This is a genomic window from Saccharibacillus sp. O23 (genome assembly GCF_002205895.1).
Taxonomy (GTDB): Bacteria; Bacillota; Bacilli; order Paenibacillales; family Paenibacillaceae; genus Saccharibacillus.
On record NZ_NJDE01000025.1, the window covers coordinates 85,715 to 104,218 of the forward strand.

The window sequence follows — 18,504 nt, forward strand, 5'->3', positions numbered from 1 at the left end:
CTTTTTTCGGCCGCCCAAGATTTGACACCGCTTACCGAACTTCGTATACTTGCGTGTGCAAGCAGCAAAGCCAGAATCAGCAGGCCGGCCCCCTACCTGATCCGGGATCGACGCTCCGATCCGGAGTCGATCAGGTACCAGCGGGCGATATTCGGCCGCTCTAGAGGGGGAACTACCTTGTACCAGCCGCAAGATTCCATCGGTTTTCAACTGGGCGTCATCTATCGCAAAGTCAGCAATCGACTCGCCGCCCGGCTCAAAGATTACGACCTGACGCCCGAACAATGGTCGGTCATGTGCTGCATCTGCTTCAAGGAAGGCATGAATCAGAAAGAGATCGCCGAACGCACCGTCAAAGACCAGCCGACGGTGACCCGCATCCTCAACGTTCTGCACCGCAAAGGGCTGATCATGCGCAGCAGCGACCGCGCCGACCGTCGGGCCTATCTGATCTACCCGACCGAAAAAGGACGCAAGGTCACGGAAGAAACGGCCGTCATCGAACGGCACCATAACGCCGCCATGATCGAGAACTTCACGCCCGAGCAGCTCGAGCTGCTCGCGGACGCTTTTCGCAAGATCGAACGCAACGCCGAGCGCTACGACGAAGGATCGCCGATCGATCCTCATGCCGAGTCCAACGAAGAGGACGGATTCGAAGCGGAAGACGAATAGCTGCCGGCCCGGCTTGGCGCACGGACTTTGGCTTACGCAAAAGGCCGCAGAACGCGATATTTCGCGGTTCTGCGGCCTTTGTTGTCTTTCTGCCGAGCCGGTTTGCGGCGTCCTGAAGCTCGAACGGTCGGCTCGATTCCCGTTCGTTCTCGCCCCCGCTATTGCAGGTTTCAGCGGGCCTGCTTGGCCTTTTTGTTTTTGCGCGCTTTCATCCGCTCGGCTACGAGCTTGGCCTGCCGATCCTGTTCGAGCAGATCGTCCAGCTTCGCCGGCGAACTGTAGACCGCGCCGCCGTGACACACTTGAAGCTGCTCCGGATTCAGCTTATGCAGAATGTCCGCGCTGCGCAGCGCCTGATCCGGGTCGGGCGTGAATCTCGGCGGAATCAGCCGTCCGCGCTTGGCGTTGAACAGATCGCCGGCCAGCAGCACGCGGTCCGCCTGACGGAAGTAGACCGTATGGCCCGGCGAATGCCCCGGCGTGAAATAAGGCTTAAGCGAATCGAATGCCGCCAACTCTCCGCCGCGCCCCTGAACGGTCGGAATCGGCTGAAGAATGCCTTTTTCGACGTAAACCATCGCTTTGTCTTTGCCCGGGTATGCCAGGTCGCCTTCGGCGTACGGGATCTCCGCCGCATGCATGTAGACGGGCACCGGATGCGCCGCCAAGATCTTCTTCAACCCGCCCACATGGTCGGAATGGCCGTGCGTCAGCAGAATCCGTTTGAGCGGTCCCGCGTTCATGCGGTCGATCTCTTTGAGGATCGGCTTGGCCATGAAACCCATCCCCGTATCGATCAAGGTGATGCCGTCCGGCTCGATCACCAACCAGACTTGGATTTGCAGGCCCACCCAGACGCTTACGCTTCGAATCGATTCCGTGATTTTCTTGACGCTCATGTTTCGATCGCTCCGTTCCGCTTGTTATACTTCTTCGCTCTTTGACCATAAGAGTCGGCCGGGAAGCTGTCAAGCGTTTTCCCGAAGACCGCCGAATCGAACGGAAAGCATACGCAAACAGGGCAGAGCCTTGTCTCCTTTCGGAAACGCGGCCCTGCCCTCTTTTCGCCGGACTGAGATCTTACAGTTTCACCGTCGCGCTGCCGCCTTCAAGCGTCAGAACGATGCCTTGTTCGCCCGCTTCGCGCGAAGCGCCTTCGGCGCTTTCGATCGTATCGATGCCGCGGAGCGCGACTTTGACGTTCCGTCCGCCTTTGACTTCGATCTTGATCGTATTGCCGCTGCGGACCGCCGAAGCTTCGACCGCCGTCTTCGCGTCCAAGCCTACGACGTTCGCCGAAGCCGATTGTCCCGGCGCCAGCTCGAACAGGTGCAGCGTCAAGCCGTCCGCATAATCGTAATCCGGTTTGCCGTTTTCGCCGCCGACCGCGAGCAGCGTGCCTTCTTTGACGAAGGCCGGCAGGCTCATGAAATCGTGATTCTCGCTGTACCAACGGCCGCCTTCTTTCGTTTGGCCGTCCAGCAGGCCCGTCCATTTGCCCGCAGGCAGATAATAGGTCACGTCGCCTTCCGCATTGAAGATCGGCGCGACGAGAATCGAATCGCCGAACATGTACTGCAGATCCAGCGGCGCGCAGGTCGGATCTTCCGGGAACTCCAAGAACATCGGACGCATCATCGGAATTCCGCGTTCCGCCGATTCCGCAGCCTGGTTGAACAGGTACGGCATAAGCGAGTTTTTGAGTTTCGTGAATTTGCGCAGCACGTCCACCGCTTCTTCGTCGAACAGCCAAGGCACGCGGTACGAATCGCTGCCGTGCAGGCGGCTGTGCGAAGACAGCAGGCCGAACTGGACCCAGCGTTTGTAGACGTCGGCCGGAGCCGTTTGTTCGAAACCGGAGATGTCGTGCGACCAGAAGCTGAAGCCGGATACGCCGAGCGACAGGCCGCCGCGCAGGCTTTCCGCCATCGATTCGTACGTGGACGAGCAGTCGCCGCCCCAGTGAACCGGGAATTGTTGGCCGCCGGTCGTGGCCGAACGGGCGAACAGCGCCGCTTCGTTTTTGCCGAGTTTGTTCTCCAGTACTTCGAAGACCGCTTTATTGTATTGGAACGTGTAGTAGTTGTGCATTTTCACCGGATCGGAGCCGTCGAAGTAGACGACGTCTTCCACCGGGATCCGTTCGCCGAAGTCCGTTTTGAAGCAGTCCACGCCTTGATCGACCAGCTCTTCGAGTTTGCTTTGGTACCATTTGACCGCGGCCGGGTTCGTGAAGTCCACGATGCCCATGCCCGCCTGCCACATGTCCCACTGCCAGACGCTGCCGTCTTTGCATTTCAGCAGATAGCCGTTTTCCATCGCTTCTTCGAACAAGATCGACTTTTCCGCGATGTACGGGTTGATCCAGACGCAGATTTTCAATCCTTTTTCTTTGAGACGCTTCAGCAGGCCCGCAGGGTCCGGGAAAACGTCCTTGTCCCATTCGAAGTCCGTCCATTGGTATTCTTTCATCCAGAAGCAGTCGAAGTGGAACACGGACAGCGGCAGATCGCGTTCGCTCATGCCGTCGACGAAATGGTTGACCGTTTCTTCGTCGTAGTTCGTCGTGAACGAAGTCGTCAGCCACAGACCGAACGTCCAAGCCGGCGGGAGCGCCGGTTTGCCGGTCAGCTTCGTGTAGTTGTCGAGCACGTCTTTCGGCGTCTCGCCTCCGATGATGAAGTATTCGAGCGTTTCGCCTTCGACGCTGAACTGCACTTTCGACACGTTTTCCGAAGCGACTTCGAACGATACTTTTTCCGGATGGTTGACGAACACGCCGTAGCCTTTGTTGGAAATATAGAACGGAATGTTCTTGTAAGACTGCTCGCTGCTCGTGCCGCCGTCTTCGTTCCAGATGTCGACCGTCTGGCCGTTCTTGACGAACGGAGTGAACCGCTCGCCCAGACCGTAGACGTATTCGCCGATGCCCAGATCGAGCTGTTCGCGGAAATACGTTTTGCCTTCGGCTTTGGCTTCGATATGCGCGGCGCGCTTGAACGCGCTGCCCGTCAAGCGGCGGCTGCCGTAATGGAACTCGCTCGCGAAACCGGTATTTTTCTGAATGCTGACTTTCAGCTCGCCGCTTTGCAGCGCCAGCAGGTCGTCGTTATCGGTAATCTGCACGTTCGTCTCGGACCCGTACAGTTCGAATTCGGGAGATTTTTTCACGCCGCCGGCGTGACGGTTCAGACGCACGCGGATCACGTTCGGCATCGGCGAGCTGTAGGTTGCTTTAAGCAGCGTCGCGTTCAGCGTGTCGCCGCGTTTTTCTACCTTTTTGGTTGCCGCGTATACGGTAAAGGAATCGTCTTTCTTTACGACGTCGCGGATGTCCACCGGACTTTGCATGTTGTATCCGTCGCGGACCAACCAATATCCATCGGTAAATTTCATTCGTTACAGCCTCCTTGGCAGTTGTGGAAGCGCTCGGGAGCCGATCGGCCCGCCGATGCGGGAATCTTCGGGACCGCTTTCGTTTCGCGGTCTTTACGTTTATAATGATATTGATCTTTTAGCTAAATTTCTTCCGCTATTTTGATCTAAACTATCAATATTTTGATCTTTTATTCGATTCACGCTTTTCAATCCGCCACTATTTGGAAACGATTTCATATTCGGCGGCGCAGGTGTGATACCGTTCGGACTCTGCGTCCCGCTTCCGAAGGAGACTCAGCCGTTATGAACCGAGCTTTGCTCAAAGAACAGCGTATTCACGGCAATCCTATGTATCCGGTCAGTTCTTACGTCATGGAAGATCTGGACTACACGACGATCATGGACTGCCATTGGCACGAAGAATGGGAATTCACGATCGTCACCCGAGGCAAGGTCAAATTCCAGATCGGAACCGAATACTACGAAGTCTCCGCGGGCGAAGCGATGTTCGTCCACGGCGGCGAACTTCATGCGGGTTACCGCGTCGGCGAAGAACCGTGCGCTTTCTCGGCGGTCGTGTTCGCTCCCGAGTTTCTGTCGAGCCGGGGTTATGACGCGCTTCAAGACAAATTCATCGACCCCCTGCTGCAAAAAAAAGTGCTTCCGCCCGCTTTTATCAGCCGAAACGAAGCTTGGGAACGCGAAGTCCTCGCGCTGATCGCCGCCGTGATCGCCGATAACGAACGCCGGTCTCCCGCTTTCGAACTGACGACCAAAGCCCGGCTGCTGCAGATCTTCGCCGTGCTGCAAGGGCATATGCGCGAGCAGGCGCAAGTCTCCCCCGCCGGCGATCGCGAGAAAGTCGAACGGCTCAAGACGGTGCTGGGGTATATGCACGAGCATTATCCGTCCCCGATCAAGCTGGGCGAATTGGCGGGACTGCTGGATATGAGCGAAGGGCATTTCTGCCGCTTTTTCAAAAGCATGGTCCACAAAAGTCCCGTTGATTATCTCAACCGCTACCGCATCCAACAGGCCTGCCGGCTGCTCGAGACCAGCGGCCACAAGATCGTCGAGATCGCGATGGAAGTCGGCTTCGACAGCCTGAGCTATTTTATCTCCGTCTTCAAGCAGCATCAAGGATGCACGCCTTCGCAGTACCGGAAACGGCTGGCCGGAACCGCGGCGGTTCAGCAGGCCTTCGGCTATTCGGGTCCGCTTGTCAGCGAACGGCAGTAAATGTCGATCGCTTCGTGCAGGAAACGTCCGAATTCGCCGTCCCGGCCGCCGAAAGCATCGAAATAAGCGCGAAAACGCCGGTCGTTCCGATAATTCTCCGCGATATGCCGCAGCAGTTCCGGGTTCGCGTCCACGTAGGGCTTCAACGTCTCGTGCCAATCGGCGATTCGAGCTTGCACGTCCGGGCTGCCGGCAGACCGACCTTCCATGAACGACGCCAATTCGGCGAAAATGCCGTTCATCCGCCGCTCCGTTTCCGAAAAAGCGCGTTCCCGTTCGGCCGCGGGCAGACGCTCGCGCTCTTCCTCCCGCCGTTTGTATTCCGCGTAAGCCTCCGTTCGGCCGTAAACGGCTTCGGCTTCGCGCTCGTACTGTTCGCGCAGCGGCACGCCCGAGAGTTCCGGCGGTTCGGGACCGAAGATCGTCCCGGCCGCGAGGTAACGGTCGAACGCGTCGATCGTACGTTCCAGCTCGCGTTTTCGCTCCGTCAATCGTTCCCGGTGTTTATGGAGCGCCTGACGCCGTTCGGCTTCGGGACGCTCCAGCAGCGCCGCTATTTCTTGAAGGCTCACGTCGGCTTCTTTCAGAAACAAGATGATTTGAAGCCTCTCCAGATTATCCCGATCGTATAACCGGTACCCGTTCTCTCCTACGGATGCCGGTTTCAACAGACCGATCCGGTCGTAATGATGCAGAGCGCGAACGGTCGCGCCGGTAATGCGGGCGACTTCATGCACCGTCAACCATCGTTTGGACATCCCAATAATCCTCCGCGACTCGTAAGATTTCGTCGGCGCTTTTCAGCGTGGCCCGTTCGACGGGTTCGCCCGTTTTCCGCAGGTAATGGCGAATCAAGTGATAACCGCAGGCATAGCCGGCTCCGTAAGGCAGACCGGCGGGCGCGAACCCTTGCAGCGAAGCGATCTGGTCTCCGTATAACCGAGGCGCGATCCGCTCCCAGCCCGTGACGTTCAGCATCGTCTTCAAAGCCGGTTTGACGATTCCGTTCAACGTCTTCCCGTCCGTCTTGCCGACCCACGGTCCGAGCCGTTCTTCCCCTCAGCGTTCCACCGCGAAATTCTCCGCCAGCCCTTCGCCGACGAGCAGTTCGCCGAGCGTCACGTTCCGGTCCCAACGCACGAATTGGTAACGAACATTATGATTGCATTCATGCGCGAGCGCGGCCCGGATCCGCGGCAGCGTATAAGCATTCGGCGTCAATGCGGTCAAGACGTAACCCGGAATTCCGCCGTCCCCCGTATACCCTTCGTTCAAGCGCAAGATCTCGCTTTTCGGATTGCCGAGCAGCACCGTACATACGTAATTCCGCACCGGAAGCTCGATTCCCTGCCGCTCGAACGCTTCGAGACTGTCTCGGACCGTCTGCTCGCACTCTTGCCAGAAGCGTTCGGACGAGATCGCCCGTATTTGAGGAACCGTCGATTCGTCGATATCGAACGGCGGCAGATACATCGCATCGTTTAACGTCAGCACGTCGAATCCGCCCGGCGCGTCGGCCCGAAACGGAATCTGCTGAATCTCCCATTTCCCTCCGAAAGGCCCCAACATCTCGGTTCGATACAGCTCTTGCTTGTCTTCGCGCGGCGCCGACACGATTCGGTTATAGACTTGGTCGGAACGCAGCATCGCAATATTGATCTTCATGTTTTTCTCTCCTCTCTTGATCCGCTTCCCACTCTAAAGGATGACGCAGCGTCAGAGTCAAGAGGCCCGTCCAGAAAGAAAGCGCGGCATACCGAAAAAAAGAACCCCGATATTTTCGGGGTTCTCAGGCTGGCGAGAAAGTCGGTCCGGCAGAGGAAGCAGGCCGAAATTTACGCCTACTGCCGAATCTGGTACAGCGCTTGATCCACTTCGGTCACGAACGGGCTGATTTCGCCTGCCGCATAGAGATGCAGCATATGCATCGCCCGGGTGCACGCGGTATAGAACAGTTTGCGTTCGGATTCGCGGGCGTAGCGATCGGCCGACGCGCCGTACAGCAGCACCGCGTCGAATTCGATGCCTTTCGCCAGATAAGCTGGAACGATAACCGTCCCTTTTTCGAACGCCGGCGTGTTTTTGGTGATCAGACGCGTATGCAAACGGTCTTTGAGCCGCTCTTGCAGTTCGTTGCATTCGCTCTGCGTCTTGCAGATGATCGCCGTGTAATCCAGTCCGCGCTCCCGCAGGTCTTCGATATCCGCCACGATCGCGTCGTCCATGTCGGCTCGGGCATTCGGCTCGAACCGCCTCAGCACCGGCTTTTCTCCGCTGCGGGTAAAGGCTTGAATGGCTTCGCCTTCCGGCAGCATGGCTTTGGTGAACTCCGTGATCTCGCGCGTCGAACGGTAGCTTCGGGTCAAGCGCAGCACCATGCTTTCTTCGCGTCCGTACAGGTTCAGCAGCGGATCGTAATCGTCCAGCGCGGAATCGTGGCCGTAGATCGCTTGGTTCAGGTCGCCGAGCGCCGTCATGCGGGCTCGCGGGAACAGCCTTTTTAGGAATTCGAGCTGGAACGGGGTGTAATCCTGCACCTCGTCGACGATGATATGGCGAATCGAGGTATTCGTGATGAACCCCTGCAGCAGCTCGCGGAGCAGCAGCAGCGGAGTGGCGTCTTCGAAAAACAATTCCGACTTCGCCAGTTTGTCCTGCGTCAAACGCGCGAATTCGTGCCACATCGCGGGCAGCGGACGGCCGCCGGATAAGCGCATGAACAGCATTTCGTCTTTGAACAGCCTGCGATACATGCCTTTGACGTCGACGAAACGCTGGCGTTTGATCCATTTGCGCACCGGCTTCAGCCAGTCGTTGACGATCATGCGGGCCGCCGCTTCGCGCTGCTGATCGTAATCGTCGAACGTGTCGGCCGCGCCTTTTTGGTTGCGGCGCATCTGATTGTACGCTTTGTGCAGCGCGCTGGAATCGAGCAGTTGAATCTGGTCGTCCACCCATTCCTCGTCGCGCTGGCTTTTGCCGTAATCGCCGACTTCTTTGAGCAGCCATTTGCCCATCTGCTCGATCCGGCTCGGAATCTTGATCGAAGGATCGAATTCGTAGAATCGGCGGCGCATGTCTTCGGCGGACACGATCTCGTGCCCTTGGAAGCGGATCGGACGGAACATCATATCGCGTTCCGCCAAGTGTTCCCGGTAAGCGCGAATCACTTCCAGATAATGAAGCGAAGATTTGTAGCGGATGCTGGCCAATCTTGCGTCGTAATCGAAATCGTCGCCGCGCAGCAGGTATTCGAGCTGATCGAACGCGTCTTCCAATTCGAATTCGCGGCCGATCCGCCGTTCCAGATACGCTTGGAACGTCGTTTGCAGCATATTCTCTTCGCCGAGCTCCGGAAGCACCGTCGAGACGTAGCTGTTGAACAGCGAGTTGGGCGAGAACAGCACCAGTTGATCCGCGCTCAGCGTGTCCCGATAGCGGTACAACAAGTAAGCGACCCGCTGAAGCGCCGCCGAGGTCTTGCCGCTGCCCGCCGCGCCCTGCACGACCAATAGGCGGCTCTGCTCGTTGCGGATAATGGCGTTTTGCTCCTGCTGAATCGTCGAGACGATGCTCTTCATCTTGTCGTCGGCGCTCTGGCTCAAGACTTCTTGGAGCAGCTCGTCTCCGATCGTCATGCCGGTGTCGAACATGACCCGGATCTTCGCGTCGCGAATCACGTACTGGCGTTTCAATTCCATCTCGCCTTCGACGCTTCCGCCCGGCGTCCGGTACGAGACGCCGCCCGGAGAACCGTCGTAATACAGACTCGAGATCGGCGCGCGCCAGTCGTAGATCAAGAAGTCCTGTTCGTTATCGTCGAGCAGCGAAGCGATGCCGAGATAGATCGGTTCCGCCTGCTTCTCCCCTTCTTCGCGAAAATCGATCCGCCCGAAATAAGGCGAATTGCGAAGCCTGCGCAGTTTGCCGAGCTGCGAGTAAGCGCGCTTATGGCCGAACTCCCGCTCCGCCAACACCTGCGACTGCTGCCGCATGCTGGTGGACGTCTCGCCCAGATCGTCGGGCTCGGCGAAGTTCATCGTGACTTCGTCCCAGAATTCTTTGCGCAGCCCCACGACGTCGCCTCTCATCTCGCCGACCTGCGCTTCCAGACCGCTTATGCGCCGGACGATCTTCGACGTCACCTCGCTTACGCGTTCTTGCTCCCGTTTCCATTCCGAATCGGTGATTTCCATACCCGTCCCCTCCTGACCCTTCGCATCGATTATAGCGAAATATATAATTATGGAATATTTGTTAATTTAAGTACTTTTTCATACGGACAGAATTTTATTGTACGCCTGCGTACGTTCGAAATCAACCGATTTCGCAGCGAATCCGCAAAGCGTTTCCGGGTATCATTTTACTATGCGCTCTGCCGTTTCGGCCATAAAGAAAGGGAAGGAGCGCCGGACACCCGGGTTTCCTTCCCTTTCCGCACGTCGGAACGACCGCGTTCAAGCCGCCTGAGAAGCCATTTCCCGGCAGATTTCGGCGCAGCGTCGACAAGCTTCCGCGCAGCGTCGGCAGTGATCCATGTCGTGTTTGCCGCATTCGGCCGCGCAATCTTCGCAGATCTCGGCGCACAAAGCGCAGACCTTGGCCGCGTACGGACTGTTTTGAGTCATCGACCGGGCAGCGAACTCGCACGTATCCGCGCAAAGGCGATCCAGTCGGATGCAATCTTTCATCATCGCCACGTCTTTTTCCTGCAAGCAGGCGTCGTAACAATGGTTGCAAGCTTCCATGCATTTCAGGCATTCGTCGATGCAGCGGCGCATTTCTTCCTTCGTCATGTTCGAATTCCTCCTTGTAATGGACGGATCAGGGTCAAGCTTCTGTATCTCATTACCCTTCTTGTCCGGAGGTAAACGGAACGGGAGCGACGGAAAAAGCGCCGAACCTGCATCGTTCCCGACGCGTCACGATTTTTCGCCGCGCCAATTTTTCGGATTGAGCCAGTGCGTCCACGGTTTGCCTTCTCCGCGATCGCCTTCTCCGTAATGTTCGACCAGCCGATTGAGCCGCTCCAGCTGGTAGCCGTACGCATGGATCTCCGCGGCCACGATCGACAGGCGCATCGTGCTGTCTTCGCGCTGTTCCATATACTCCTGCATCGCCCGAGCGAACCGTTCGTTCTCTTCCTCCAGATTCTGCCACGGTTCGTCGTCGCGTTTCAGTTTGCCTTCGAATTTCAACAGCACGTGTTCATGGTATTTGACCATATACTCGAGCTGTTGATCGAACAATTGGTCGAGCGGCAGGGTTCGGGAAGCCGGGAAATAATGCTCTTCTACCGCTTCCACGACCTCGCTTCCTTTGCGCAGCGTTCGCAGCATCTGTTTGTAGACGACCAGATGGCGGCTCTCCGTGTAAGAAGGACGTTTGCGTTTGTGCTGGTCTTCTTCGAGCAGATTGTATTTGTCCGCCAACGATTGGATCGAACCTTCCAGCTCTTTTTGCTGATCGCGGAACACGTTCTCTTTGATCTCGTCGGAGACGGCCGTTCGCATCAGCAGCGAGAGCTGATTGAACGTCGATTGGATCTGCCCCAAGAATTGGCTTCTGGGATTGGGCGGGAGCACCACTACATTGACGATGAACGCGGAAAAAATACCGACGACGTTGATCAGGAAACGGTTCAGCGCAAAGTCCCATTGTCCCGAAGCTTCCATGACGGAGATGACCGTGACCAACGTCAGACCGATCGTATCGGCGCGTTTCATTTTCAGACAGATCATGATCACGACGATGCAGGTCAAGCCTACCGCGATCGGTTCATGGGACAACAGACGCCCCGCCGCCACCGCGATCACCGCGCCCAGCGTATTGGTGAGCAGTTGATCGAGAAAATACGTCCATGATTTGTAGATCGTCGGCTGCATGGCAAAAATGGCCGCGATCGCGGCAATTACGGGCGGCGTCAGGTTGAGCAGCATGGTCAGGTATAAAGCCAGGGTTACCGCGATCCCCGTTTTCAGCATACGCGCGCCGAAATTCAAGCCGATTCCTCCTTTGTTCGTTCGGACTTTCTCTCCGCGAAAAAGCCCGCTTTCGTTTTTCGTTTTCCAATATTACCCGTTTGTACCGCGAAACTACGCAGCGCCCGGATCGAAAGCTTGATTTCTAAGTATAACCGCTGCGCGATATCCGGCGCAAAAAAAGGGACCGCCGGGCGATTTTCTCGCCGACGGTCCAAGATATATATTCCAAAGGGGGTTGTATTCATAGATTACCCCGCAAAGATTAAGAGGAGCTGAAAAACAGATTTCAGTTGTGTTACAATGAGTTGCCGAATGTTTCAACGCGCGTCATGTTTTTATTTGCGATCGAAAGGAACGAAAACGTTGGATCAGAAAACTTCCATTTACGAAACGATCGAACTCTGCCTGTTGGCCGGGAAAATCATGCTTCAGAGCGGCGCCGAGACCTACCGGGTCGAAGACACGATGGTACGGATCGCGACCGCGTTCGGACTGACGGAAAGCCACAGCTACGTCACGCCGACCGCCTTGATCTTCTCGACCAGCGGCGAGCAGCCCGCCAAGCTGATCCGGATCGAAGAGCGGACGACCGATCTGCACAAGATCGCCGAAGTCAATTCCATTTCGCGCCGCATCGCGCTCGGCGAGCTGTCCGCGCCCGAAGCCAAAGCGCTGCTGCTCAAGGCCGGAGCCGCTTCGTTCAATTATAAACTGCCCGTACAGATTCTCGCGGCCGCGCTGACCAGCGCGTGCTTCCTGATCATGTTCGGCGGTATCTGGTACGATTTCGCGGCCGCGTTCATCGCGGGCGGCGCGGGGTTCGCCGCTTCGGTCTACCTGCACCGGATCGTGCAGGTCAAGTTCTTCGCGGAATTCTCCGCCGCGCTGCTCGTCGGCCTGCTCGGACTGCTGTTCGTCTGGGCCGGACTGGGCCGCGAGTTCGACCGGATCGCCGTCGGTTCGGTCATGCCGCTCGTGCCGGGACTGCTGATCACGAACGCGATCCGCGACCTGATGGCCGGCCATCTCGTGTCGGGCATCTCCAAAGGCGCCGACGCCTGCTTGACCGCGTTCGCGATCGGGGCCGGAATCGCCGTCGCGATCATCTTTTTCCATTAGGAGGACAACGTTTATGTGGGCTCATTTTCTGACCAGCTTCTTCGCCGCCTCTTCGTTCGTCATCCTGTTCAACGCCCCGAAGAAATCGCTGCTGCAATGCGGGCTTGTCGGCATGCTCGGCTGGGTGCTCTACGTGGCCGTGCGCGGCGAGATCGGCGAAGCGCCCGCCACGCTGGCCGCTTCGCTGCTCGTCGGCATTCTGTGCCAGTTGTTCGCGAAGATCTACCGTACGCCGGTCATCATCTTCAGCGTCGCGGGCGTGATTCCGCTCGTTCCGGGCGGCATGGCTTATAACGCCATGCGGCGTTTCGTCGAGAACCAGTACGACCAAGCGCTTCAGATCGGCGCGCAGACCTTGATGATCGCCGGCGCGATCGCCGCCGGTCTGGTGCTGTCCGAAGTACTGAACCAGATGATGCGGCCGAAAAAAATATGATCGGCGAAGAAGCCGTACAGCTTCGAAGGAACGAACAAAACCGCCCCGCGGATCTTCTGCGAGGCGGTTTTCGATATGCAGATAACGCGAAGCTCGGGTAAGGTTAACGATACCCGTGCAGCACTAAGCGTCGAACGTTCCGTTTACGCTTCGCCCCGCGCCAATATTCCGATCAGTTCGGGAAGCCAATCGTCCAGCTCGCGGAAAACGAATCCCGCTTTTTCGGCGCGCGACAGATCCATCGCCCAATCTTCCGGAACGCCGAAAGGAGAAGTCTCGCTTTCCGGGCCTTCCGGCAGGACGATCGCTTGACCGCCCGTCTCGCGATCGATCGCCGCGATCAGTTCGCGAAGTCTCGGCTTGCCGACCGAAGAAGCGTTGAACGGTCCCGTAACGTCGCTCCCGCCTAACCATTCGAGGAAATCCGCCGCTTCCCGCTCATGGATGAAGCACATGCGCGCGTCGGTATTCGGCATGACGAACGACACGCCGCTTTTGATCCGGTCCACATGGAAATGCAGCCGTTTGGTGTAATCGTTCGGCCCCAACACGATCGGGAATCGCGCGGCAGCCGCCGGGAACGGCGCTTCCCGAAACAAAACGGCTTCCGCCTGCGCTTTGCCTTCGCCGTACGGCACTTTGCCTACCGGACTCGGCGGTACTTCGAGCGCGGCGGTATCGACGTCGATTTCCCGATGTTCGGCCGAGCCCGGTTCGTAGACCGACAGGCTGGACGTCAATACGTAACGGCCGACCTTGCCCGTAAATACCCGGATCGCCGCACGCGCTTCGTCCGCCGTATAACAGATATTGTCGTAAACGACGTCCCAAGAACGTCCTTGAACCGCAGCTTCCAGCGCCGTTTCGTCCGTACGGTCCACACGCAGGCGCTCCACGCGATCTCCGAAAGAATCTTCCGTCAGGCCTCGCGTCGCGAGCGTCACGGAGTGCCCCGCTTCAAGCAGTTTTTCAACCAGGTCTTTGCCGAAAAAACGCGTTCCGCCCAACACCAGCACATTTTGCGTCATTATGTAGGTCCTCCTCTTCGTCGGCCAAAAGGTCGCTGCAACTTTTCTTTTACGTAGAACAGCATATACGAATCCGCTTGCGAATAAAACCCCGCTTCCGGCAAATCCGGCGATCTCCTCGTCTTTTCGCGATGGCGAAAGGATTGTTATAATGAAAGAACGTTTGAAGAAAAGAGGGAATTTCATGGCATTCGGAATCGACAGGCAAGAACTCTCCCGCTGGAAAGAAGCCGTGGAGCGGGGCGAGATCGCGTATTTGACCCATTTCTGGCTCGACCCCCGGTTTCCCGGCGTCACGTCGGTCACCAAGGTCGGCTGCTCCGATCTGGATCGCTTGGCGGATTGGTGCCGGGACAACGGGCTTAACCCCGCTTATATCCATCGCCGCGACCGCTATCCGCACTTCGATCTGATCGGGCCGAAACAAGCCGAGATCCTGCGGCGGGAAGGCTTGACCGATCAACTTCGCCGGTTCGTGGAACGGGGCCGCCTATAAACGGATAGGCAGCGCATATTGGACGCTCGGAGCCTCAGACTGTAAAGTAAAAGGCATTACACCGGAACCCGGCGGAATTTCCCCGTCCGCCGCCGGCTGCCGAAGGATGGTTGCCATGCTGCTCGCTTTGTTTGCCACGTTCTATCATGTATTCGTGCCGCTGTCTTTTCCCGTGCTCGCCGGCATTCTGCTTCGGCGCTTCAAAGGACTCGACACGAAGCCGCTATCCCTATTGTCGCTGTATCTGCTGAGTCCGGCCATTCTGTTCACCACGCTGACGAATGCGCGCGTGACCGCGGACGACGTCGGGATCACGGTCGCGTTCAGCTTGATCAATCTGTTGGCCATGTGGGGCGTATCCCTGCTGCTGGGTCGGCTGCTCCGACTCGGCGACGCGGAACGATCGGGATTGACGCTGGTCGCTTCGTTTACCAACTGCGTCAATTACGGTCTTCCGCTCGTGCTGCTGGCGTTCGGACAGGCCGGACTCGACAAAGCCGCGGTCTACGTGGTCTTGCAGATCATCATCGTCAATACGGTCGGCGTCTTCTTCGCGGCCCGTTCGCAATTCTCCGCCCGCCGGGCAGCCCTTGCCGTGCTGAAGCTGCCTTCGTTGTACGTCGCCGTATTCGCCGTTCTGCTGCGCTTGACCGAAATCACGCTGCCTCCGCCGATGTGGACCGGCGTCAACCTGCTGGCCGACGCCTATTCCCCGGTCGTGCTGGTGATCCTCGGCGCGCAGATGATCGGAGCCGCTCCGGGCGAATGGCAGCCGAATCTGCAAAAAGCGTTCCGCGCCGGTCTGGCGCTGCGCTTGGCCGTCGCTCCGCTGCTCAGTTGGCTGATCCTGCTGCTGCTCGGCGCCGATCCGCTGCTGCTCGGCGTGCTGCTCGTGCTCGCGTCCATGCCGACGGCGGTCAACGCGGTCATTCTGGCCGAACAGTTCGGCGCGTCGCCCAAATTCGTTTCCCGCTGCATCTTATGGACGACGTTGGCGTCGTTCCTCGTCCTTCCTCTGCTGTTGGTATGGACGATGCCTTAACGCCTTTTTATCGTCGAAAAAAGAAAAGCCTTCCGCCTTTCCCGTTCGACAGGGAAAGCGGAGGGCTTTTCGTTTGGGCTCGGCCGAAAATTCGGCTTATACGTAATAAGGGCGGACGCAGACCGGTTTGGACACGCTAACGCTGTTGCCCGTGGACGTCAGGCGGCCGGTGGCTTTGTCCACCTTGAACACGACGATATTGTTGGCGTCGCGGTTCGCGGCAAGCAGGTGGTCGCCGCTCGGCGTCAACGCGAAATGACGCGGATGTCCGCCTTCGGTCGATACGTGTTCGACCAGCGACAGTTTCTCCGCAGCTTCGTCGAACGCGTAGACGACGATGCTGTCATGACCGCGGTTGGCGCCGTAGACGAAACGTCCGTCCGCGGATACCGCGATCTCGGAGCAGCCGTTTTCTCCCGTATAGTCGGAAGGAAGCGTAGGCACGACTTCGATTTCGCTCAGCGTGCCGACTTCCGCGTCGTAACGGTACGAAGCGATCGTCGAGTTCAGCTCGTTGATCACGAACGCGAATTTGCCGCTCGGATGGAACGCGAGATGGCGAGGGCCTGCGCCTTTTGCCGCATGCGTGTCGCCGTGAGGAACCAAGCGTCCCGCTTCGCGGTCGATCGAATACGTGCGGATCAAGTCGAGACCCAAATCTTGCACCAACAAGAATTTTTCGTCCGGGCTGAAGAATGCGGAGTGGACGTGCGAAGTCTCTCCTTCCGCCGAACGGTGCGTCTGCACGTCGAGCAGTTCGCCGACATGCCCGTTGTCTTTGAGCGAGACCAGACCGGCGCTGCCGCCGTGGTAACTGGATACGATCAAAAATTTATTTTCCGAGTCCCGCTGCACATGGCAGGTCGTCGTTGGAGTGGTATTCGTGCGGTTGAACCGGGTCAAGGTGCCGTCTTGGTCGAAACGGATCATCATGACTTCGCCGCCTTTGGCGCTTCCGTCCGTCGGCTCCGTTTCGCCGATCGCGTAAATATGCGAGTTGGCGACGTCCACGTTGAGGAATGTCGGGTTCTTCAGACCCGAAGTCTGGTCCAGCAGCTTCAAGGTGCTTTCTTTTTCGTCGAATTCGTACGTATATACGCCGCTTGTCGCGGATTCGGCATACGAGCCGACGAAAACGAACATTTTTTGCTCTTGTGTCATGTCTATTCCTCCTGATCCTCATTCGCCGCTCGTCAAACGAGCGATATGGCTCAATTATATCGTAATGCCGAGCAAATCCCAAGCGAAAGCGGCCGAACCGGCAATTCCTCCGATTCGGCCGCATATGAGCAAGATCTTAGGGCTCCTCTCGGAGCGCTTCCGATTCTTACGATTCAGAACTTTACACCGCGACTCCGGCGTCATGCAGAATCTCTTGCTTCGCTTCGACTTTGCGTTCCGCTACTTTGGAATCGGATTTGCCGGATTCGACAGGCGGCAGGAAGAACTTGAAGAATCGTACCGTTTCTTCGTAATCCGCTTCGTCGCGATAAATACCGGTCAGACGTCCCAACTCCAACGCGAAATCGACATAACCGTAAGCTTGCGCAGTAACCAGCCCTCCGTCGGCCACGACGGGCAGATCGACCCGATCGCCTGCGACGACGTCGCTTCCTGCCGGCAGCGGAGACGTATACTTGCGTCCGCGCGCCAAGCCCGCTTCCAACGCCAGCAGCGAGCCCGAGCAGATCGCGCCCACTTTTCCGCCGCACGCTTGCACGGCTTTGAGCAGATTCTCCACTTCGCTCAGGCGGGAGATCTGCTTCAGGTCTCCGCCCGGCACGATAAACAGGTCGACGGCGCATGCCTCTACCCGCTCGATCGTCGTATGCGGAACGATTCGGAAGCCTTCCTGCGAAACCACAGGCTCGGGAGACAAGCCGACCGTGACGATTTCTCCTGCCGTCTTCATAAGGTTTGCCGCCAGTACGACCTCGAATTGGGCAAAATCGTTATATACCAAGATGTAAGTTTTCATTCTTGCTCTTCCCCCTCAGGTTATGCTGCAAAGCTTTTTCAAGCACGAGCCGAAAAACCTCTACCTGAGACATAACCCGAAAAAGAAGCGGACGAATCGCCATTCAAAAATTTGTCATAAATAACTCTAAAAAGGGATTATAAGGCACCGAACCAAGACGGCGAATCTTCGGAAAATCCTTCATGGTCGCGAGCCAAACGTTCAAGACAGGCAATCGCCTCGTCCAGCTTCTCCGGCGTTTCGTCCAGAGCGTGCGCAATCAGCGACAGCGCGCCGGAAGCCGCGTAAAGCGAATACAATTTCCAAAACTCGGCTTCCGGTTCCTGCCCTCCGTGATAGCCGAGAATCTGACCCGTGCAGAATACCGGACTCAGGTTTCGACCGCATGAGCCGAGCATCGCGAACTCGTATACGGGATCGCCCCAATCGAAATGTCCGAATCCCACAACGCCGGCCAGACGGCCGCTTTTGACGATCAGATTCGAAGGCAGATAACGGCCGTGCCGGAACACCGAAGGCCGATCGTCGACGAGCGCCAGCCCGCTTTTGACCTTGCGGACCGCCGCTCGCGCGCAATCCGGCAGCCCGTTCGCCGATTCGATTCTCGCCAATGTTCGGGTCGCGCAGCGGCGATAACGTTCCGCCCAAGGTTCGAGTTCTTCGGGCGCGTCGTAACCGCCGATTCGCCGCAGCTCTTCGCCCGCTTGTATGCCGACCCGAAGCTGCTGAGGCTTCGACGCTTCCGGGAGCGCCCGGACCGCGTTTTCTCCCTCTATGTACGACAGCAATTGAAAATACAGACGGCCCGCCTCCCACTGTCCCATCGCGATCGGACGCGAACAATGCACGCTGATCGACTGCATCCGGTGCAGCGCTTCGAATTCCGCCTTTTTGGACGCAAAGGACGATTCGTCGAACAAACGCAGCAGATAAGAGGCGTCGTATCCGTAGAAATGTACCCGATACTTGCGCTCTCCGGATTCGCCTTCGAAGATGGGATAGGCTTCGAGGATCTGTCCGAGCGGAGCGATCGTTCTTCCCTCCAGCTCCGGATCTTCCTTCGTTCCGTTGTTTTTCCCCTCGTTGTTCAAACGTGTTCCTCCCTTCCGGTTCCGTTTTGTCCGTGTTC

16 protein-coding genes and 1 pseudogene are annotated in these 18,504 nt (G+C 57.7%); 6 read left to right on the forward strand and 11 right to left on the reverse strand.

What is annotated here, in order from left to right:
- Positions 1-177 precede the first annotated feature (177 nt).
- Positions 178-675, forward strand: coding sequence for a MarR family winged helix-turn-helix transcriptional regulator (locus CDO73_RS23020; RefSeq protein ID WP_088490866.1), 498 nt, complete (start codon positions 178-180; stop codon positions 673-675).
- A 170-nt stretch (positions 676-845) separates the two neighbouring features.
- Here CDO73_RS23020 and CDO73_RS23025 read toward each other — a convergent pair whose 3' ends face one another.
- Together CDO73_RS23025 and yicI are read right to left on the reverse strand one after the other, a co-directional pair.
- Positions 846-1,574, reverse strand: a complete 729-nt coding sequence (locus tag CDO73_RS23025) for an MBL fold metallo-hydrolase (RefSeq protein WP_088490867.1) — start codon at positions 1,572-1,574, stop codon at positions 846-848.
- 181 nt (positions 1,575-1,755) lie between these two features.
- On the reverse strand, positions 1,756-4,071 hold the full coding sequence (gene yicI / locus CDO73_RS23030) for an alpha-xylosidase (protein WP_088490868.1): 2,316 nt from the start codon (positions 4,069-4,071) through the stop codon (positions 1,756-1,758).
- Positions 4,072-4,356: 285 nt separating this feature from the next.
- Between yicI and CDO73_RS23035 the strand changes: the two genes are divergently transcribed.
- On the forward strand, positions 4,357-5,292 hold the full coding sequence (locus CDO73_RS23035) for an AraC family transcriptional regulator (RefSeq protein WP_088490869.1): 936 nt from the start codon (positions 4,357-4,359) through the stop codon (positions 5,290-5,292).
- On the opposite strand, the gene CDO73_RS23040 is transcribed toward CDO73_RS23035, so the two are convergent.
- The 5 genes and pseudogenes from CDO73_RS23040 to CDO73_RS23060 all read right to left on the reverse strand — a co-directional run bounded on the left by CDO73_RS23040 (position 5,259) and on the right by CDO73_RS23060 (position 11,294).
- Positions 5,259-6,050, reverse strand: coding sequence for a MerR family transcriptional regulator (locus tag CDO73_RS23040; protein ID WP_088490870.1), 792 nt, complete (start codon positions 6,048-6,050; stop codon positions 5,259-5,261). The genes CDO73_RS23035 and CDO73_RS23040 overlap by 34 nt on opposite strands.
- A pseudogene (locus CDO73_RS23045) lies at positions 6,022-6,951 on the reverse strand (DUF2268 domain-containing putative Zn-dependent protease). Before CDO73_RS23045 ends, CDO73_RS23040 begins: the two are co-directional and overlap by 29 nt.
- 182 nt (positions 6,952-7,133) lie before the next feature.
- Positions 7,134-9,488, reverse strand: a complete 2,355-nt coding sequence (gene helD, locus CDO73_RS23050; RefSeq protein WP_088490871.1) for an RNA polymerase recycling motor HelD — start codon at positions 9,486-9,488, stop codon at positions 7,134-7,136.
- A 261-nt stretch (positions 9,489-9,749) separates the two neighbouring features.
- Positions 9,750-10,088 (reverse strand): four-helix bundle copper-binding protein, encoded by a 339-nt coding sequence (locus tag CDO73_RS23055; RefSeq protein ID WP_088490872.1) that lies wholly within the window; start codon positions 10,086-10,088, stop codon positions 9,750-9,752.
- Positions 10,089-10,214: 126 nt separating this feature from the next.
- Positions 10,215-11,294 (reverse strand): FUSC family protein, encoded by a 1,080-nt coding sequence (locus CDO73_RS23060; RefSeq protein WP_088490873.1) that lies wholly within the window; start codon positions 11,292-11,294, stop codon positions 10,215-10,217.
- Between the two features lie 345 nt (positions 11,295-11,639).
- Between CDO73_RS23060 and CDO73_RS23070 the strand changes: the two genes are divergently transcribed.
- Positions 11,640-12,395 carry a threonine/serine exporter family protein gene (locus CDO73_RS23070; RefSeq protein ID WP_088490875.1) on the forward strand — a complete coding sequence of 252 codons (756 nt, stop codon included), beginning with the start codon at positions 11,640-11,642 and terminating at the stop codon, positions 12,393-12,395.
- Positions 12,396-12,408: 13 nt separating this feature from the next.
- Positions 12,409-12,831 (forward strand): threonine/serine exporter family protein, encoded by a 423-nt coding sequence (locus CDO73_RS23075; RefSeq protein ID WP_088490876.1) that lies wholly within the window; start codon positions 12,409-12,411, stop codon positions 12,829-12,831.
- Between the two features lie 143 nt (positions 12,832-12,974).
- Here the strand turns inward: CDO73_RS23075 and CDO73_RS23080 are convergent, their stop codons facing one another.
- Complete coding sequence (locus tag CDO73_RS23080; protein WP_088490877.1) at positions 12,975-13,859, reverse strand: NAD-dependent epimerase/dehydratase family protein; 885 nt, start codon at positions 13,857-13,859, stop codon at positions 12,975-12,977.
- A 184-nt stretch (positions 13,860-14,043) separates the two neighbouring features.
- On the opposite strand from CDO73_RS23080, the gene CDO73_RS23085 reads away from it, so the two are divergent.
- Together CDO73_RS23085 and CDO73_RS23090 are read left to right on the forward strand one after the other, a co-directional pair.
- Positions 14,044-14,355 (forward strand): hypothetical protein, encoded by a 312-nt coding sequence (locus CDO73_RS23085; protein ID WP_088491035.1) that lies wholly within the window; start codon positions 14,044-14,046, stop codon positions 14,353-14,355.
- Between the two features lie 115 nt (positions 14,356-14,470).
- The gene (locus CDO73_RS23090) at positions 14,471-15,397 is read left to right on the forward strand and encodes an AEC family transporter (protein WP_088490878.1); all 927 of its coding nucleotides are present in this window, start codon (positions 14,471-14,473) and stop codon (positions 15,395-15,397) included.
- A 96-nt stretch (positions 15,398-15,493) separates the two neighbouring features.
- On the opposite strand, the gene CDO73_RS23095 is transcribed toward CDO73_RS23090, so the two are convergent.
- The 3 genes from CDO73_RS23095 to CDO73_RS23105 all read right to left on the reverse strand — a co-directional run bounded on the left by CDO73_RS23095 (position 15,494) and on the right by CDO73_RS23105 (position 18,466).
- Entirely contained in the window at positions 15,494-16,558 is a 1,065-nt protein-coding gene (locus CDO73_RS23095; protein ID WP_088490879.1) for a lactonase family protein, read from the reverse strand.
- Between the two features lie 181 nt (positions 16,559-16,739).
- The gene (locus CDO73_RS23100) at positions 16,740-17,375 is read right to left on the reverse strand and encodes a DJ-1/PfpI family protein (RefSeq protein WP_088490880.1); all 636 of its coding nucleotides are present in this window, start codon (positions 17,373-17,375) and stop codon (positions 16,740-16,742) included.
- 137 nt (positions 17,376-17,512) lie between these two features.
- Positions 17,513-18,466, reverse strand: a complete 954-nt coding sequence (locus CDO73_RS23105; RefSeq protein ID WP_179218809.1) for a phosphotransferase family protein — start codon at positions 18,464-18,466, stop codon at positions 17,513-17,515.
- Positions 18,467-18,504: the final 38 nt, after the last annotated feature.

Bases quoted from the DNA above. Each gene is read 5' to 3' on its own strand.
- CDO73_RS23025 (WP_088490867.1), bottom strand. From the start codon at position 1,574: ATGAGCGTCAAGAAAATCACGGAATCGATTCGAAGCGTAAGCGTCTGG.
- yicI (WP_088490868.1), bottom strand. From the start codon at position 4,071: ATGAAATTTACCGATGGATATTGGTTGGTCCGCGACGGATACAACATG.
- CDO73_RS23035 (WP_088490869.1), top strand. From the start codon at position 4,357: ATGAACCGAGCTTTGCTCAAAGAACAGCGTATTCACGGCAATCCTATG.
- CDO73_RS23040 (WP_088490870.1), bottom strand. From the start codon at position 6,050: ATGTCCAAACGATGGTTGACGGTGCATGAAGTCGCCCGCATTACCGGC.
- helD (WP_088490871.1), bottom strand. From the start codon at position 9,488: ATGGAAATCACCGATTCGGAATGGAAACGGGAGCAAGAACGCGTAAGC.
- CDO73_RS23055 (WP_088490872.1), bottom strand. From the start codon at position 10,088: ATGACGAAGGAAGAAATGCGCCGCTGCATCGACGAATGCCTGAAATGC.
- CDO73_RS23075 (WP_088490876.1), top strand. From the start codon at position 12,409: ATGTGGGCTCATTTTCTGACCAGCTTCTTCGCCGCCTCTTCGTTCGTC.
- CDO73_RS23080 (WP_088490877.1), bottom strand. From the start codon at position 13,859: ATGACGCAAAATGTGCTGGTGTTGGGCGGAACGCGTTTTTTCGGCAAA.
- CDO73_RS23085 (WP_088491035.1), top strand. From the start codon at position 14,044: ATGGCATTCGGAATCGACAGGCAAGAACTCTCCCGCTGGAAAGAAGCC.
- CDO73_RS23090 (WP_088490878.1), top strand. From the start codon at position 14,471: ATGCTGCTCGCTTTGTTTGCCACGTTCTATCATGTATTCGTGCCGCTG.
- CDO73_RS23095 (WP_088490879.1), bottom strand. From the start codon at position 16,558: ATGACACAAGAGCAAAAAATGTTCGTTTTCGTCGGCTCGTATGCCGAA.
- CDO73_RS23100 (WP_088490880.1), bottom strand. From the start codon at position 17,375: ATGAAAACTTACATCTTGGTATATAACGATTTTGCCCAATTCGAGGTC.